At 45.1% G+C, this 14,627-nt stretch carries 22 protein-coding genes; 20 read left to right on the top strand and 2 right to left on the bottom strand.

The features are described 5' to 3' along the window. Positions 1-54: 54 nt before the first annotated feature. Both BTR_RS12495 and BTR_RS11665 read right to left on the bottom strand, forming a co-directional pair. The gene (locus BTR_RS12495) at positions 55-531 is read right to left on the bottom strand and encodes a GNAT family N-acetyltransferase (protein ID WP_012232591.1); all 477 of its coding nucleotides are present in this window, start codon (positions 529-531) and stop codon (positions 55-57) included. 1,264 nt (positions 532-1,795) lie between these two features. Next, positions 1,796-2,326 carry a helix-turn-helix domain-containing protein gene (locus BTR_RS11665; RefSeq protein WP_012232590.1) on the bottom strand — a complete coding sequence of 177 codons (531 nt, stop codon included), beginning with the start codon at positions 2,324-2,326 and terminating at the stop codon, positions 1,796-1,798. Between the two features lie 153 nt (positions 2,327-2,479). On the opposite strand from BTR_RS11665, the gene BTR_RS11660 reads away from it, so the two are divergent. From BTR_RS11660 to BTR_RS11565, 20 genes are all read left to right on the top strand, one after another. After that, on the top strand, positions 2,480-2,785 hold the full coding sequence (locus BTR_RS11660) for a helix-turn-helix domain-containing protein (RefSeq protein ID WP_005864619.1): 306 nt from the start codon (positions 2,480-2,482) through the stop codon (positions 2,783-2,785). Positions 2,786-2,858: 73 nt separating this feature from the next. Further along, positions 2,859-2,999, top strand: coding sequence for a hypothetical protein (locus BTR_RS13210; protein ID WP_169309794.1), 141 nt, complete (start codon positions 2,859-2,861; stop codon positions 2,997-2,999). Next, positions 2,983-3,381, top strand: coding sequence for a hypothetical protein (locus BTR_RS11655; RefSeq protein WP_012232589.1), 399 nt, complete (start codon positions 2,983-2,985; stop codon positions 3,379-3,381). Before BTR_RS13210 ends, BTR_RS11655 begins: the two co-directional genes overlap by 17 nt. Beyond that, a complete protein-coding gene (locus BTR_RS11650; RefSeq protein WP_012232588.1) occupies positions 3,381-4,289 on the top strand; it encodes a ParB/RepB/Spo0J family partition protein in 909 nt (302 codons plus the stop codon). Before BTR_RS11655 ends, BTR_RS11650 begins: the two co-directional genes overlap by 1 nt. Then, entirely contained in the window at positions 4,286-4,744 is a 459-nt protein-coding gene (locus tag BTR_RS11645; protein WP_012232200.1) for a hypothetical protein, read from the top strand. The genes BTR_RS11650 and BTR_RS11645 overlap by 4 nt, the downstream gene beginning before the upstream one ends. Continuing rightward, positions 4,741-6,720: a transposase domain-containing protein gene (locus BTR_RS11640; protein WP_012232199.1), complete on the top strand. Its 1,980-nt coding sequence runs from the start codon at positions 4,741-4,743 to the stop codon at positions 6,718-6,720. The genes BTR_RS11645 and BTR_RS11640 overlap by 4 nt, the downstream gene beginning before the upstream one ends. A gap of 357 nt (positions 6,721-7,077) precedes the next feature. Then, on the top strand, positions 7,078-8,109 hold the full coding sequence (locus BTR_RS11630; RefSeq protein WP_012231826.1) for an AAA family ATPase: 1,032 nt from the start codon (positions 7,078-7,080) through the stop codon (positions 8,107-8,109). Continuing rightward, positions 8,106-8,375, top strand: coding sequence for a hypothetical protein (locus BTR_RS11625; RefSeq protein ID WP_012231825.1), 270 nt, complete (start codon positions 8,106-8,108; stop codon positions 8,373-8,375). The genes BTR_RS11630 and BTR_RS11625 overlap by 4 nt, the downstream gene beginning before the upstream one ends. Further along, positions 8,375-8,644: a hypothetical protein gene (locus BTR_RS11620; protein WP_041582725.1), complete on the top strand. Its 270-nt coding sequence runs from the start codon at positions 8,375-8,377 to the stop codon at positions 8,642-8,644. The genes BTR_RS11625 and BTR_RS11620 overlap by 1 nt, the downstream gene beginning before the upstream one ends. Continuing rightward, positions 8,637-9,260, top strand: a complete 624-nt coding sequence (locus tag BTR_RS11615; RefSeq protein ID WP_012232197.1) for a DUF3164 family protein — start codon at positions 8,637-8,639, stop codon at positions 9,258-9,260. Before BTR_RS11620 ends, BTR_RS11615 begins: the two co-directional genes overlap by 8 nt. 22 nt (positions 9,261-9,282) lie before the next feature. Next, complete coding sequence (locus BTR_RS11610; protein ID WP_012232196.1) at positions 9,283-9,900, top strand: regulatory protein GemA; 618 nt, start codon at positions 9,283-9,285, stop codon at positions 9,898-9,900. Positions 9,901-9,906: 6 nt separating this feature from the next. Further along, positions 9,907-10,314, top strand: coding sequence for a helix-turn-helix domain-containing protein (locus BTR_RS11605; RefSeq protein ID WP_012232195.1), 408 nt, complete (start codon positions 9,907-9,909; stop codon positions 10,312-10,314). An 86-nt stretch (positions 10,315-10,400) separates the two neighbouring features. Further along, positions 10,401-10,982 carry a glycoside hydrolase family 19 protein gene (locus tag BTR_RS11600; RefSeq protein ID WP_012232194.1) on the top strand — a complete coding sequence of 194 codons (582 nt, stop codon included), beginning with the start codon at positions 10,401-10,403 and terminating at the stop codon, positions 10,980-10,982. Further along, positions 10,979-11,266, top strand: a complete 288-nt coding sequence (locus tag BTR_RS11595; RefSeq protein ID WP_012232193.1) for a hypothetical protein — start codon at positions 10,979-10,981, stop codon at positions 11,264-11,266. Before BTR_RS11600 ends, BTR_RS11595 begins: the two co-directional genes overlap by 4 nt. After that, positions 11,259-11,600, top strand: a complete 342-nt coding sequence (locus BTR_RS11590) for a hypothetical protein (protein WP_012232192.1) — start codon at positions 11,259-11,261, stop codon at positions 11,598-11,600. Before BTR_RS11595 ends, BTR_RS11590 begins: the two co-directional genes overlap by 8 nt. Further along, the gene (locus BTR_RS11585; protein WP_038473872.1) at positions 11,566-11,817 is read left to right on the top strand and encodes a hypothetical protein; all 252 of its coding nucleotides are present in this window, start codon (positions 11,566-11,568) and stop codon (positions 11,815-11,817) included. Before BTR_RS11590 ends, BTR_RS11585 begins: the two co-directional genes overlap by 35 nt. After that, on the top strand, positions 11,801-12,115 hold the full coding sequence (locus BTR_RS11580) for a DUF2730 family protein (RefSeq protein WP_012232191.1): 315 nt from the start codon (positions 11,801-11,803) through the stop codon (positions 12,113-12,115). The genes BTR_RS11585 and BTR_RS11580 overlap by 17 nt, the downstream gene beginning before the upstream one ends. Then, complete coding sequence (locus BTR_RS11575; RefSeq protein ID WP_012232190.1) at positions 12,112-12,468, top strand: VpaChn25_0724 family phage protein; 357 nt, start codon at positions 12,112-12,114, stop codon at positions 12,466-12,468. The genes BTR_RS11580 and BTR_RS11575 overlap by 4 nt, the downstream gene beginning before the upstream one ends. After that, on the top strand, positions 12,431-13,012 hold the full coding sequence (locus BTR_RS11570) for a phage protein Gp27 family protein (RefSeq protein WP_012231815.1): 582 nt from the start codon (positions 12,431-12,433) through the stop codon (positions 13,010-13,012). The genes BTR_RS11575 and BTR_RS11570 overlap by 38 nt, the downstream gene beginning before the upstream one ends. Next, positions 13,005-14,627 carry a hypothetical protein gene (locus tag BTR_RS11565; RefSeq protein WP_012231814.1) on the top strand — a complete coding sequence of 541 codons (1,623 nt, stop codon included), beginning with the start codon at positions 13,005-13,007 and terminating at the stop codon, positions 14,625-14,627. Before BTR_RS11570 ends, BTR_RS11565 begins: the two co-directional genes overlap by 8 nt.

Raw genomic sequence — 14,627 nt, 5'->3', positions numbered from 1 at the left:
GTTCTGCTAAAAATAATAAATTCTCTTTGATTGATGAGCCAAAAAAGTTCTTCCTTAAATGATCATGTGTTTATTGGAATAAACTTTAAATTCACCGAAGTTTATAAAATCCAATTTTTTATAAATGCCAATTCCCTCGTGTGAGGCTTGCATGCCAATAACATGACATTTCTCTCTTTTTAAATGCTTAATAGTAATTTTTGTCATGAATGTCCCAATACCTTTTTTCTGAAAATCTGGATTGGTGACAATATCATAGACTCCGCCAATTTCATCCGTTTTGATACAAAAACATATGGCTACAGGATTTTTATTTATATAACCAACGAACATAGTTACATCAGGGTCTTTTTTATAACAGCCTCCTATTGTTTTATAAAATATGACCGCTTCTTCATCAAAAGTCTCGAATACTGATGCCATAACATTTCCGTAATCTATAAAATCTTGAAGTGATTCAACTTCCTTTATTTTGAAGTTATCCGGTGTAGAAGTAATATGTGAATCTATATCTTGCGCTAAAGCCGCCATTCCGCCCTCTGTTTCAACATGCTCTAAACCAATGATTAAGAGAACTTCATCAACGTTATAATGAGACGAATGAGATCCAACCCACCAAGCTAAAGGTCGTTTCTGTGCATTAAAGGAATCAATTATGGATTTTGCTTGGTCTACAGATATCGTTTCTTGTAAATTTTTAGCAGAGATAACGTTGAATTAACAGAAGATACTCCATTTGAAAAATCAATAACCTGCATTTGAGGGCACATTTTTGGCAAAAAACGTACCTTTGAACAAAAATTATTCTCTAATGATAAGTTAATTTTTATTTGTTAAGCATTTGTTTTCCTTATTATTATTCATTGATCTTTTAATACTGGGGCTGTAAAAAATCCGTTAGCTCAAAGGTAATTCCAAATTCTTTTACATGAGCTGATATAACCTGAAAGGTCGCAAAAGATCTGCTGCTAATACTACGAAATTATTCTCGGGATGTTAAGAAACTCTTGATCAATGCTTTTTGGAAAAATGCTACTGGCAAAGCTAAAGTTATTGTTACAACGTCATAAACCAATGCGAAGTGTCATCTCATTTTTCAAGCTTATTTTACACGGTTTAGTGACCTAGAAACAACGATAACCTCTCAGAGAATTCGCTTAAAGCACTTTCATATGAGTGACGACTCTTCTTTTTGAGGGAAAAGTTGTTATCTAGTTACAAAGAACTAAAATCCAATCTCTTACTTAAAATTACGAATCTTAAAACAGCCTTTGAAAGATCTTTGAAGACCCTTTGAGAACCCCTTAAAAACCCTTCGAAAAAAAATAAATTGACTGTAGTTTGACAGTAGGTTTTGGATTAAGTGGGAAGAGGTGGGATTAGTTAGGAATAGGTGATAATTTGTTGTTTTTATGCATAAAATTTAGCATTAAATGCGCGTTTTGTCAAAATAGATTTTGACACCTAAAATGATCAAAAAATGCGAAAAATGGTAAAAAGCGCGTTTTCATTGTAAAAATGAGAAAAGCCTTTGAAAGGTCTTTGAAAACCCTGTGAAAAATTTTGAAAAGTCTGTAAAAGCCCAGAAAACTGCCTTTGAATACCCCGTGAAAAAAATTCGGTAAATTGTGAAGCTTACTCCAAAATCAGCCAAAAATGACCAAAAAAGCAAAAAAGATATGCGCCATATGGCGCGTTTCTATTTTTTGTAAATATAATTATTTAAAAACAATGTGTTATTTAAGTTTCTTAATGTAAAGAGAAACGCGCCTGTATTTTTCATTTTAGAGAGGCATTAAGCCGTATTTTGTGTAGTTTCTAGATGTACTCTTTCAGCCTCTATTTGACGCTTTAAATGAATTTTAAGAAGAGGGAAAGTTGCCTCTACTTCTTCCATGTCGTTGATGTCTTGAACCAGCTCTTGCAGTTTTTTATAAAGTTCCGCCGCGAGTTCCGCTATATCTTCGGGGGGGAGTTTTATTTTTGCATCGCGATAGGTTATATAAGCTATGCGACCAAGTTTTTTCATGAGACCATCAGGAATAGTAGGCATTTTAAAACCTACAGCTTTTGCTTTTGCCATGTCACTAAACATTTCGCCTTCTCCAGTGAGAAGCCAATTGACGTCTATACCACAAATATTTTTGTAAATTATCAACATTGATGAAGGTGGTTCGCGTAAGCCAGTTTCATAGTTATACATAGTACTTTCGGGTACCACAAGATGATCAGCAAACTGCTTGCGCTGCGTAAAACCAAGAGCGAGCCGTACTTCACATAACCGCTTTGCCAGTTCTGTTTTAGGTTCTTTTTCAGATCTTGCCAAAAAAAATCACTCCAGATTTACATTTAGGGTTGACAAATTTATAAATGTAAATCATAACTCATATTACCGCCCGCTATAGAGGGCAGATATTCTACCATTAACCCCACAAAAAACGGATGGTTTGAGCATCCGTTTGAAGCAGGAGCGAAAGTTATGACAACCACCCAAACATGCATCCAAGTATGGGATCGCCATAGTATTTTAGCCGAGCTACGCCGCCGTAATATGACCTTGGCGGAGCTCGCGAAAGCTTATCAACTCTCGTCATCCAGTGTTCAACATATCTGGACACGGTCTAACGAGAAAGCCGAACGTGCTATTGCCGATTTTATCGGTTTGCCCGTCGAGCAAGTATTTAGCGACCGCTACCCCAAAAGTCGCCGTCGCATTTTTAAAGCAGCAAAACATGCCAATACAGATTCGCGTGCGCATTCTGCTTTGCGTGGGAATGCTGCTTGAATTTCGTTACACGGCTTTGCGTTTTTGCGCATTTGCCATGAATTTAAATACCATAAGATAAAAAGGTTTATCAATGTCTAAAGATCAGTACGAAATAGGCAAGATAAATTGCAGAGAGTTGCATCATAGAACAGCCGTTTGCATGGGTTGGTTTTGGCGATTAGATGGTGGTCATATTGTTTTTATAGGGGGTGGTTATGGTTGCTGCTTGTAATTTATGGACCCCAGAAGCCAGAAGCGATATCGTTAATCCTTATTCGGAGGTTGAACGTTTGGAAGCTATGCTTGCCTGTTCTTTTAAGGCGGTGAGTAGTGGATTTAAACATTTGCCAATCCGGTATATTATTGACCCTCCGCACTGCTTATTTGATGCGGCGTTAGCACGACAGATTGTTATCCATATTTTGCATTATCAGTTTGAGGTGCCACGGCGGCGTATTGTTGCCATACAAGCACGGCAGCGGACTTCTATTTCTCTGTCTATGCAAGTGATTAATCGGCGTTTGGAAGAACCAGTTTTTGCGAAAGCCTATCGAAGATGGGCAGGACGTGCGATGGATTTGTTCTTTAAAGAGATCAGAAAGGCGGGGGCGTGATGGCACAGTTTCAAAAGCTTGCTCTTGATGTGATTGTGGTACCGGAGCGTATACGCCCTGTGGATGATGAGCATGCCAAGGCACTTGCACAATCAATGGCGCGGGAGGGATTGATGAATCCGATTACGGTGCGCCATACCCCCAATGCTAAGGAAGGTAATTACACGCTTATTGCTGGTGCGCATCGGCTGCGTGCTGCTGAGCTTTTGGGCTATAGTGACATTGATGCCGTTGTGGTGCAGGCTGATAAGGACAATGCCGCGCTTTTAGAGGTTGCTGAAAACCTCTTTCGCAATGAATTGTCTGTGATTGATCGTGCGCTTTTTGTCCAGACTTACCGCGAATTGTGGGAAAAGAAGTATGGGGAAATTAAGCGTGGTGGGGACGGTAGTAATCAATATACAAAGGACAAAGTGGCAAAGGGTAAAGTTTACCCTTTGATCGGTGAGGATGCAAATTTTGAGCAATTGGTGCAAGTTGCACCAATTGCTCATGCGAGTGGAGAAAATGACAAAAGGACAGTTTTATCTTTTGCCAAACATGTGGCGGACCGCATTGGTTTTTCTCAAGATGTTGTAAAACGTCTTAACTGTATTGCCCAACATCTACAGCCAGAATTACGCTCTGTTTTGCGTGGGACGGCATTGGCGGATAACCAAGCGCAGTTGTTGAAGTTGGCGAAGATGGAGCCGGTTGCGCAACGGCGTGTGGCAATTGCTTTGCAACAGGTTGAGGGGGATTTACGGCGGGCTGTTGATTTGGTCAATGGGATTAATACGCCGCCGCAAATTAATGAACAAGAGCGGGTTTTTGCTCAGTTATTGGGTGTTTGGCAGAGGGCGGATGCGCAGACAAAGGCGCGGTTTTGTGATTATTTGAACAAGCAATCGGGGGAGGTGCTGTCATGAAGAGGCATGGTTGCGGGCAGCTTGATTTTTTCCAAAAGCCGGTTTTTCCCTGCCGCGAACCCGTTGCGCAGATTGATTTAGGGCGGTTTCGTTCACGCATTAAGCGAGCGATGGCGCGGGCTTTGAGAGAATGCCGGCATGAGCGCAGTGTGATTGCGGAGCGTATGGCGCATTATTTAGGGATTGGGTGTTTAAGTAAGGCGAGTTTGGATGCTTATGTGGCAGAAAGTAAGCAGGTTGATATTTCCCTGCCACGGTTTAAGGCATTTGTGCGGGCGACAGAGGCATTTTGGCTCTGGGATGAGGTGGTGAGTGAAGATGGATTGTTGCTGTTGCAAGGGGATGAGGCACGTTTAGCAGAAATTGCAAGGTTGCAGCAGGAACAGCGGGAGATTGCAGCGCAATTGAAAGCCATGCGCGCAACGCCGGTTCGCATTAAAAGGGGGCAGCCATGAAGGAATGGTTTCGTATTGCCGAATTGGCTGAAGCAGCTTTGCCAGGGTTGCCGAAAAGTAAAGGTGGATTGCGTAAAATTTTAGCAACCACATGGCGTCATCAAAGTGAATTGACACGTAAAGTTAAAGGGGTTTCTCGACCTATTGTAGAAGTTCACATTTCCTTATTGCCGGAGGGGGCGCGGGCGGCATTGTTGGTGCGGTTTGGTGGGGCTGTTGATGTGAAACAAACGCAAGGGGAGCAAAAGACAAGTATTTGGGGGCGTTATGAAGGGCTTTCAAAGGTGCATAAAAGGCGCTGTGAAGAGCGTTTGAAGGCGCTTTGTTCTATGGAGGATTTACTTCAAGCCGGTATGGGGGTGCATGATGCGGCAAGTTTGTGCGCGGTTCAGTTTGGGGTGAGCCGGATGTCGCTTTTTAATTGGCGGCAGATGGTGGAAGGGTATGAGCGCACTGATTGGTTAGCGGCGCTGGCGCCTTGTTATGGTGAGGAGCGTTTTTCGCAATGGGCTGAGTGTCATGAGGAGGCATGGGAGGTTTTGTGTTCGGATTATTTGCGTTCGTCCCGCCCTGCTTTTTCGGCATGTTATCGACGTATGGTTTTGGTGGCGCGTGAGAAAGGGTGGGAGCCTATTCCTTCAGAGCGGGCGTTACGGCGGCGTTTTAAAGCGCAAGTTTCCAAAGCGGTTGTGGTGTTGGCGCGTGAGGGTGAGGAGAAGGCCAAGAAGCTTTATCCGGCACAACGGCGTGATCGCTCGAGTTTGCATGCTTTGCAAGCGGTGAATATGGACGGGCATAAGTTGGATGTTTTTGTGCGTGTTCCGTGGAGCTTAAAGCCAGTGCGGCTTTATCTGATAGCGATACAAGATCTTTATTCAGGCAAGATTTTATCATGGCGCCTATCGGATGCGGAGACTTGGGAAATCGTGCGTTTGGTGATTGGTGATATGGTGGAGGCTTATGGGATACCGGAGCGTATGACCTTAGATAATGGGCGTGCTTTTACCAGCAAGTGGATTTCTGGGGGTGTGCAAAACCGCTTTCGTTTTAAGATTAAGGCGGATGAACCGCAGGGTCTTTTGACCAGTTTGGGCATTCAATTGCAATGGACGACTCCTTATAGCGGGCAGTCGAAACCGATTGAGCGGGCATGGCGTGATTTGGCAGAGGCGATTTCGAAGCATCCTTTTTGTGCGGGGGCTTATACGGGCAATAAGCCGGATGCCAAGCCTGAAGATTATGGCAAACGTGCGATAGAATTTGAAGCGTTTAAAGCCCATGTTGGTGCGCAGATTGTGGCGCATAATGCACAAGCAGGGCGCAAGGCGCTGACATGTGCGGGGCGCAGTTTTGATGAGACTTTTGCAGAAAGTTTGACAGCAGAGGGGACGATTATTCGGCAGGCAACGGCAGCACAGCGTGCTTTATGGCTTTTGACCTCAGAGGCATTGCGTACACAAAAGGGGACGGGGGAGATTCATTTTTATGGCAATCGTTATTGGGCGCGGGCATTGAATGAGTATGCGGGGAAGAAGGTTATTGTACGCTTTGATCCGGATTATTTGCACCAAGATTTGCGGGTTTATGATTTGAACAATCGGTTGCTTTGCATGGCAGAATGTCTTGCAGATGTGGGCTTTTATGACCAGCAGGCAGCGCGTTTGAATGGGCGTTTGCGTAAAGAATATGTGAGAGCTGTTAAAGCAGAAAAACAATTGGCAGCAAAGCTTGCACCTGATCACTTGGCTGATGTTTATGGGCGCCTTGAGAAAAAGGATGATGGTTCAAAATCCAAGCTTGTTGTTAAGCCAAAGGTTAGCCGCTTGATGCCAAACCATGCGGGGAATTTAGCCGTGAAAGTGCAGGATGATGAGGCTTTGGAACCCCAAGAATTTAGTCAACATTTGCACAAAGCTTTAAGACGGTTTTCCGCCTCTGATGAGGGGCGTGAAGTGATAAAGTTTCCTAAACGATAGGAAAGGAAAGGGGGGGGATTTGCCAAGAATTCTCACAAGAAAAGGGGAGAAGGAAGGAAAGGGGGGACAAGGAAGCCGATTTTGTATGGCGTACGGCTTGAAGCGTTTATTAAAGAAAGGGGGGAGGAGTCTTAATCCTTTCAATCTTTCAATCAATACGATCAAATTTTTAGGCAAATCTTCAGATGCCTTTGCCTGACCAGGTGAGGAACATGGAGTGATTCAACTTTCCCAAAAGGAGAGGGGGATTTTCAAGGAAGCCGATTTTGTATCGCGTACGGCTTGAGGAGCAAAATGAATGGGTAGGTTGGAGCCCTACCCATTCGATATCTAAATCAATACGAAAGGGGAATATACATGAAGTACGCGATAAATGCAACGGTTGAAAAAAATCCTTGGGCGCGCCCAAAAAAGCAGCCCGATGGGGCAGCGCAAAACCGCAATAGTGATGATATTGCTTTATGGAACACGCTTGTGGATTCGGTAAGAGCTCTGGCACAAATGAATGATTGGACGAAAGCAGAAGTGGCGCGGCGCATCGGCATGCCGGATGGGACGTTTTCGCAGTGGTATGCGGGCAGTTATGCGGGGCAATTGGGTAAACAGAATGCGAAGGTTCACCAATGGGTTGAGGCTTTAAAAGAAACAGCGGGATTTTTGGAGAAGATCCCCGAAAAGCCTGCGTTTCAAAAGAACCGTATAGCTTGTGAAATCATTGACACGCTAACACTGGCGCAAAGTACGGGTGATATGGTGATGATTACGCTTGATGCGGGCAATGGTAAGACAGAAACCTGCCGGCATTACCGCGCAACCCGCCCGCATGTTTACCTTGTGACAGCAAGCCCGCATACGCGCAGTGTTCATGGTATTTTGAATGATATGGCAGCGGAATTGGAAGTGGTGGAATATAACCCCACCCGCTTAACGCGTGCGATTGGCAAGAGATTAGAGCGTGTTGGTGGGGGGACACTGCTGATTGTGGATGAAGCGCAAAATTTAACAGATGAGGCGATTAATCAGTTGCGTCATTTTGTTGATATCAATGGCACAGGGCTCGCTTTGGTGGGGAATGATGAGATTTCAGGGCGCCTTGTTCATCGTCAAAATGGTCCTTCTTATGCACAAATTAAAAGCCGCTTGGCAATGCATCTAAAGCGTCGCAAGCCTTATAGCGAAGATATTGCGGCGCGCATTCACGATTGGGGAATTGAAGATGCTGGTGCAATAAAGTTTTTGACAGGGATTGGTTTGAAAGCTGGGGCTTTACGGCAGATTGATAAGACGATGATGTTAGCACGCATGGCAGCGCTTGGAGATGGGTGTGAGGTGACTTTGAAACATGTCAAAGCGGCATGGAAAAACCGCGATGTGGAGGAATTGGCATGATCTCTTTATGCGACAAAGAATTATCCGATACGCTTGTTGGTCTTTATGACGATTATCAATGCGGTTTTGATATTGGAGAAAAGCTTAAATTGTGTGTTGATTTGGCGTTATTGCTTGAATTGGAGTTGAGTGTTCACCGTTTGGGGGAAGCGGATGCGGTTTTGGAAGGCCAAGTTGCAGAAGTTTTGGCTGAGTGTGACAGCTCTGATCGAGATGAAGATAAGAGCAATCGTGTGATTTATATGGATTTTGGAGGAAGCAAATGATGGAACGTAACCCTTATATGGTAAGAGATTGCTTGATTGCTTTGCGCTCTGGCTTTTTGAAGTATGAGATGAATGGTATTTTTTTGCATGCACAAGATGTTCGAGAATTGACTGAGTATTTGCGTCGCCTTGCGGGCTATAACCACATTTTAGGTCATGAGCTTTTGCGGTGTCGTTGGCAATTGAAAGCGGGATGTGTGCCTCATCGAGGTGAAGTTGTGCCGTTTCGCCGGTTTCAAGAAACACAGGAGGAGTTTTGCGATGAATAAACAAATTGAGCTTGAAGGTGTGCATTATATGAGAGATGCAAAAGGGGCTTTGGTGCCGGTAAGTCTGATCCGCCCTGCGGATTTGCTTGAGGATGAAACGGTGCGTAAGGTTATGGGATATGCGAAGGAATTATCGGCAAGGATTGCGCGTTTTAACAGCCATACGCTTGCGGATTTGAGTGCTTTTGATGGCTTGCTTGCGCAGGAATATGGTGTGGAGCGGCGTGGTAAAAAGGGCAATTGTACGTACACCAGTTTTGATGGTTTGCAGCGTATTAAGGTGCAGGTACAAGAAAGCTTTGATTTTGGACCGCAATTGCAAATTGCCAAAAGCCTTCTTGATGAGTGTTTGAATGAATGGTCTGCGGATGCGCGCCCTGAAATCCGTGCGATTATTACGCGTGCTTTCAATACGGATAAGGAAGGCAAGGTGAATCGCGGCGAAATCTTTATGCTGTTGCGTTTGGATATTGATGATCCTCGCTGGAATGAGGCGATGCGGGCGATCCGTGAAGCTATTCGTGTGACAACATCTAAAGAATATGTGCGTTTTTATGAGCGTGATAGCCTAGAAAGCCCTTGGCGGGCTGTAACGCTTGATTTGGCGAAGACATAAAGGGAGTTAGTAAGGGGATACCATGTCTTTAGCGGCTATTCATATGGGCAAACGCGCGTTAGGTCTTGATGATGAGACCTATCGCGCCCTGCTTTTTCGATTGACGGGCAAGCAATCGGCAAAAGATTTGAATGTTTCAGAACAGCGCTTGGTGATGCAAGAAATGCGCGCCTATGGGGGTGGGGTCAATGGCAAGCTTTTGAGAGGCAAATATGCCAAAAAGCTTCAAGCCTTATGGATTGCAGGGTGGAATCTTGGCATTATCCGCGAGCGTTGTGATAAGGCATTGCTTGCCTTTGTCAAAAGACAGACAGGGATTGATCATATTCGCTTTTTACGCGATAGCGATGATGCTGCAAAAGCCATTGAGGCGTTGAAAAGCTGGTTGCAGCGTGAGGGTGGGGTTGACTGGAGAGGAAAAGTCCGCCAAGATTCAAGGGGAATACACCCAAGCATTGCCATTTTGTGTGCCCAATGGAAGCGTTTGCATCAGGGTTGCTTGTTTGATGAGACAGCTTTTCAACAAAGTGTGATGGCGGTGAGTGGTAAAGCTTTTTGTGAGATGAGTGGGGGCGATTTTATGCGTGTTATGAATGTTTGGGGGCGGAAAATCCGAAAAGGTGTTCAAAGCGAGGGGTAAGCGTGCATGCACGAGGAAATCTATAGCGATTTTCCTGCCTTATTGCGTGAAATAGCCGCTGTTGCGGGCAGTGAGGCGGCATGGAATATGATGCGTGCTTTTGGCGGACGAGAAGTTTATATCCCTGGGCGTCTTGAGAATGCGGATTGGTTGATTGAAATTGTTGGGTTTGAAGAGGCGGAGCAATTGATCAACCATTTTTGTTTTAATGGTTCGGGTGTGCGCCTTCTTATCCCCCTTGGTAGAGATGCTGAACGGCGGCAAAAAATGATGCAAGCGCTGCAAAAAGGCTGGTCGGTAGATGCTGCAGCAGCAGTTTCTGGTATGCATGTGCGTACAGCCTATCGCTTAAAGAAGAGAATTTCTTCAAAAGAGCCCCAAGGTTTATTATTTCCAGAGTTTTATGAGTATTGAGGGTTTTGACTGACAGTGTCAGGCTTATATGGGGGGCGTGAGATTTCGTAAACTGCGAATGAATTTTATTCATTGAGTGGTTTGTTATGATTTCAATAGATGCCTCTTTTCTTCATTGCCTTGCGCCTAAACTGACGCATCATGCGCGCCAAGATTTTATTATTGTTGAAATGGCACGCGTGTTGCCTAAAGCTTTATCTTATGGGGAACTCACGACGCATTTGCGTATTGCACATTTTTTAAGCCAATGTGCGCATGAGAGTGATGGCTTTTTTACCCTGCGTGAATATGCCTCAGGGCGCGCTTATGAGGGGCGGCGTGATTTAGGTAATGTCAACCCTGGTGATGGGGTGCATTTTAAGGGACGTGGTTTGATCCAGTTGACGGGGCGCAATAATTACCGTCGTTTTACGAAGTTTTGGCGCTTAATCGATGAACAAGCGGTTGATTGTGAGGCATTTCCGCAAGTGCTGGAAAAGTTTCCTGCAGCCCTTTGGTCGGCTGTTTGGTTTTGGCAGATGAAAGGCTTAAATAAGCTTGCTGATCGAGATGATGTCGTGGGGATTACCAAGGCAATTAATGGGGGAAGAAATGGACTTGTGCACCGCTTGACCTATTTGAACCGCGCCAAAAAGCTTTTGGGGATTGGAGGCGAGGTGGAAGCATGAAACCCTCTTATCGTGGTTCGAAACGTTATTTATGGTGGTCCTTTTGGTTTGCTTGGGGGGTTATTTTTTTGCTGATTGCTGGTGGTTTGTGGGGAGCACCACGTATTGTTGATATGGCAGCGATTTCTATTCCTTCCATGGTGGCGATTATCGTTGGGAATTTGGGGGTGCATCGTGGTTTTGGTTCGTTGGATTTTTCCAATAGGAAACATTCTCATAAGCAGCATAGCAGCGTCTATGATGGGGTGGAGATAACGGGGTGGAGTGATAAGCGCCATGTTTAGCCCTGTTTTGAAACTGTCTTTGGGTTTGCTTTTTTGGGGCGGTGTGATGTTGGCGGCTTTTGGCTTTATGAAAGCGCAAGTTTTAAAGGCGGAAAAAGCGCGTGATGTGTATTGGCGCTTGGAGATTGCCAAGATTTCTTTACAAGCACGGCTTGAACAAGAGAGGCAAAGAGAGGCTGCGCAAAAAGCAGGGCTTCAAGCACAAGCGGTGATTTCTAGTTTGGAACAAAAGCTTACAAAAATGGAGGAGATCAATGCAGTTTTGCCAACTGTTCCTAGCGGTTGTCTTGGGCTTGAGCGTGTGCGCTTGCTCAACACCCAAGCTAAGAGATAGCTTTTCTTATTCGTTTTTATCGGCTGAATTGCCACCTGTTGTTCGCATGGCGTGTCACCAGCCTTCTTTGTTGCCGGAACATGCTTTGAACACGCGCGAAGTGGTGCATTATTGGAGCCGTGATCGTGCTGCTTTATTGATTTGTGAACAGCGTAGAAAAGCTGCGGTTAAAGCAGTTTTAATGAGGTCAAGGAGGGGGCGTGAATTTAGATATTAGTGTGGCTAATGGTTGGCTGTCTTTGTTGTTATCCATTGTTGCCATTTGTGGGGTTTTGAAAGCTTATTTTTCTTCTGGTGCGCGGGAAATGTTGAAAGACATCACGGCGCTTAAAGAGCGTGTGCAAAAGTTAGAGACGGAGATAGATTTTTTGCCTGATCGTGATGCGCTGCAGAGGTTGGAAGTGAATATGGAGAAATTGAATGGTCGCCTCAATACGCTTTCTGCGCAATTACAACCGGTGGCAGCCATTGGTGAGCGCTTGCAAGAATTTTTACTGGAGAATGCCAAGAAATGAAAGCAGATATGGATAAAATCATCCGTGAAGAAGCGCGGTTGATTATTTTAAAAGGGCTTGCTTGTGAGCGGAGCGAAACCTTATCGAGTGCGATGATTGAGCGGCTTTTATACAGTTACGGTATCCGGCGGGATGGTGATTTTGTCCGGAATGAATTGGCTTTTATGGAAGAGCAAGGGGCTGTTACGTTAAAATGTGTGGGTTCTGTTTTGCTTGCGGCTTTAACGGAACGGGGGGCACGTCATTTAGACCGGAGCTTTTTCATTGAGGGGATTAAACGCCCCAAACGTTCATCGATAAAAGACGAGGTGAGGGATGCGCAAGGTCGGGCGTGGACGCTTAACAGCGATTGATTTATTGCCGCAAGCTTGTGATCAAATTATTGCAGAGGCGGCTGAGGCTTTAAATGGGCGTGAAAAGACGCAAAAAGCCATTTATGATGAATTTAAAGCGGCTTTGAAGGCTTTAAAAAAAGAAACGGGTCTCAATTTTTCTATTCCCTCCTTTTCCAGTTTTAATCGTTATTCTTTGCGTTTGGCTGTGATGTCAAGGCGCTTGGAGCAAACCCGTGAAATTGCCGCAAGCCTTTCGCAACGCTTTGATGCCAAGGCTTCTGATAATATTACTCTGTTGACGGCCGCCGCGATTAAAGAGCTGATTTTTTCCACGTTGAGCAGTGGAAAAAGCCTTTCACCAAAGGCAGCCCAAGAATTGGCCAATGCGCTTAAAGGGGTTTTGGCGGCTGAACATTTGTCGACCACCAGACGGCAAAGATTAGAAAAGGATTTTACCCAAAAAGCAAGCAAAGCGGTTGACGCTGCAGCGGCAGCGGCGGGGCTTTCAGAAGAGCGTGCGCGGGCTATTCGTGCGCAGGTGTTGGGGGTAAAACATGGCTGAAGGGCAGATGGGTGGAAGCCCTGCTGTTGAAGATCAGGCACACTTTGACATTTGGCAGAGGAGCACTTTTCCCAAAGAGAGTGATCCCTTAGCGGAAGGTGTTTTGATGGCGCATCAACGGGCATGGATTGAGGATAAGTCTGTGTTAAAATTGGTGGAAAAGGGGCGGCGGACCGGCATTACTTTTGCAGAAGCTTTGGATGATACACTGATTGCGGCAGCGAGCGTTAAGGCTGGGGGCGATAATGTTTTTTATATTGGTGACACCAAAGATAAGGGGCGTGAATTTATTGGCTATGTGAGCAATTTTGCTTCGGCAATCACAAGCCACAGTGGTGATGTAGAGGAATTTTTATTTCCAGATCAAAGGGCGGATGGTTCCACGAAATATATCTCTGCTTATCGGGTGCGCTTTGCTTCTGGGTTTCGTATTGAAGCGCTCTCAAGCCGCCCTGAAAATATTCGGGGGTTACAGGGCATTGTGGTGATTGATGAGGCGGCGTTTCATCAAGATGTGCGCGCTGTTTTAGATGCGGTGAATGCTTTGCTTATTTGGGGGGGTAAAATCCGTGTGATCTCCACCCATAATGGTGTGCTTAATCCTTTCAATGAACTGATCCGTGAGGCAAAAGCAGGCAAGGTTCCTTTTTCTCTGCATCGTTACCCTTTTGGTGAGGCTGTTAAAAATGGTTTGTTTAAACGGGTTTGTGCCATGAAGGGGGCGGTGTGGAGTAGGGGAGCAGAACAACAATGGGAAGAGCAAATTCGTGCCTCTTATGGGGTGCGTTTGAGTGCGATGCGCCAAGAGTTAGATGCCATACCGGCGGATCAAGAAGGGGCGGCTTTAACGCGTTTGCAGATTGAAAATTGTTGTGCGAAAGATATTGCGGTGTTGCGTTTTGCTTGTGTGGATGATTTTAAAAATCAATCGGAACAACAACGAAGTATTGTTGCTTTTTCTTGGTGTGAGAAGCATATCAAGCCTTTGCATTCTAGGCTTGATCGGCGGCGTCAACATGTTTTTGGTGTTGATTTTGCTAGGTCTGGTGATGCCACCTCCATTGTGGTGATGGAAGTGGGACAAGATTTGGTGCGCCGTGTGCGGTTTATGGTGGAATTGCGCAATATGCCGTTTGATCAACAAAGAGAGATTTTATTTTATGTTGTGGGTGGTTTGCCACGTTTGTTGGGTGGTGCGTTAGATGCGCGGGGCAATGGGGCTTATTTAGCGGAAAAAGCGGCACAGCGTTATGGGGGTCTTGTCAAGGAAGTGTCCTTGTCACAAAGTTGGTATGGCAAGGAAATGCCGGCTTATTTGGAAGCTTTTGGGGATGGGTCCATTGTTTTGCCGCGCGATAGCGATATTGTTGCGGATCATCAAGCGCTTGCTTATGTCAATGGCATTGTGAAAATTCCAGACAATCATCGTTTTAAAGGCAGTGATGGTTTTATGCGTCATGGTGATAGCGCGATTGCTTGCGCTTTGGCTTATTTTGCCAGCCGGCAGACGCCGGAAATTTACGAATATACGCCTGTGAGAGAGGTTTATGGTTTTGATGAAAGTCCGCTCTTTTCACCCGCTTTTGTTTCAACGATGCGATCAAAGATTTATTGA

The organism is Bartonella tribocorum CIP 105476 (assembly GCF_000196435.1).
Taxonomy (GTDB): domain Bacteria; phylum Pseudomonadota; class Alphaproteobacteria; order Rhizobiales; family Rhizobiaceae; genus Bartonella; species Bartonella tribocorum.
The sequence above is the reverse complement of the archived record's forward strand: the minus strand, read 5'-3'. Positions and strand labels throughout refer to the sequence as shown.

Bases quoted from the DNA above. Each gene is read 5' to 3' on its own strand.
- BTR_RS11565 (WP_012231814.1), top strand. From the start codon at position 13,005: ATGGCTGAAGGGCAGATGGGTGGAAGCCCTGCTGTTGAAGATCAGGCA.
- BTR_RS11615 (WP_012232197.1), top strand. From the start codon at position 8,637: ATGAATAAACAAATTGAGCTTGAAGGTGTGCATTATATGAGAGATGCA.
- BTR_RS11620 (WP_041582725.1), top strand. From the start codon at position 8,375: ATGGAACGTAACCCTTATATGGTAAGAGATTGCTTGATTGCTTTGCGC.
- BTR_RS11625 (WP_012231825.1), top strand. From the start codon at position 8,106: ATGATCTCTTTATGCGACAAAGAATTATCCGATACGCTTGTTGGTCTT.
- BTR_RS11575 (WP_012232190.1), top strand. From the start codon at position 12,112: ATGAAAGCAGATATGGATAAAATCATCCGTGAAGAAGCGCGGTTGATT.
- BTR_RS13210 (WP_169309794.1), top strand. From the start codon at position 2,859: ATGTCTAAAGATCAGTACGAAATAGGCAAGATAAATTGCAGAGAGTTG.
- BTR_RS11610 (WP_012232196.1), top strand. From the start codon at position 9,283: ATGTCTTTAGCGGCTATTCATATGGGCAAACGCGCGTTAGGTCTTGAT.
- BTR_RS11650 (WP_012232588.1), top strand. From the start codon at position 3,381: ATGGCACAGTTTCAAAAGCTTGCTCTTGATGTGATTGTGGTACCGGAG.
- BTR_RS11660 (WP_005864619.1), top strand. From the start codon at position 2,480: ATGACAACCACCCAAACATGCATCCAAGTATGGGATCGCCATAGTATT.
- BTR_RS11595 (WP_012232193.1), top strand. From the start codon at position 10,979: ATGAAACCCTCTTATCGTGGTTCGAAACGTTATTTATGGTGGTCCTTT.
- BTR_RS11570 (WP_012231815.1), top strand. From the start codon at position 12,431: ATGCGCAAGGTCGGGCGTGGACGCTTAACAGCGATTGATTTATTGCCG.
- BTR_RS11630 (WP_012231826.1), top strand. From the start codon at position 7,078: ATGAAGTACGCGATAAATGCAACGGTTGAAAAAAATCCTTGGGCGCGC.
- BTR_RS11640 (WP_012232199.1), top strand. From the start codon at position 4,741: ATGAAGGAATGGTTTCGTATTGCCGAATTGGCTGAAGCAGCTTTGCCA.
- BTR_RS11655 (WP_012232589.1), top strand. From the start codon at position 2,983: ATGGTTGCTGCTTGTAATTTATGGACCCCAGAAGCCAGAAGCGATATC.
- BTR_RS11600 (WP_012232194.1), top strand. From the start codon at position 10,401: ATGATTTCAATAGATGCCTCTTTTCTTCATTGCCTTGCGCCTAAACTG.
- BTR_RS11590 (WP_012232192.1), top strand. From the start codon at position 11,259: ATGTTTAGCCCTGTTTTGAAACTGTCTTTGGGTTTGCTTTTTTGGGGC.
- BTR_RS11645 (WP_012232200.1), top strand. From the start codon at position 4,286: ATGAAGAGGCATGGTTGCGGGCAGCTTGATTTTTTCCAAAAGCCGGTT.
- BTR_RS11605 (WP_012232195.1), top strand. From the start codon at position 9,907: ATGCACGAGGAAATCTATAGCGATTTTCCTGCCTTATTGCGTGAAATA.
- BTR_RS12495 (WP_012232591.1), bottom strand. From the start codon at position 531: ATGGCGGCTTTAGCGCAAGATATAGATTCACATATTACTTCTACACCG.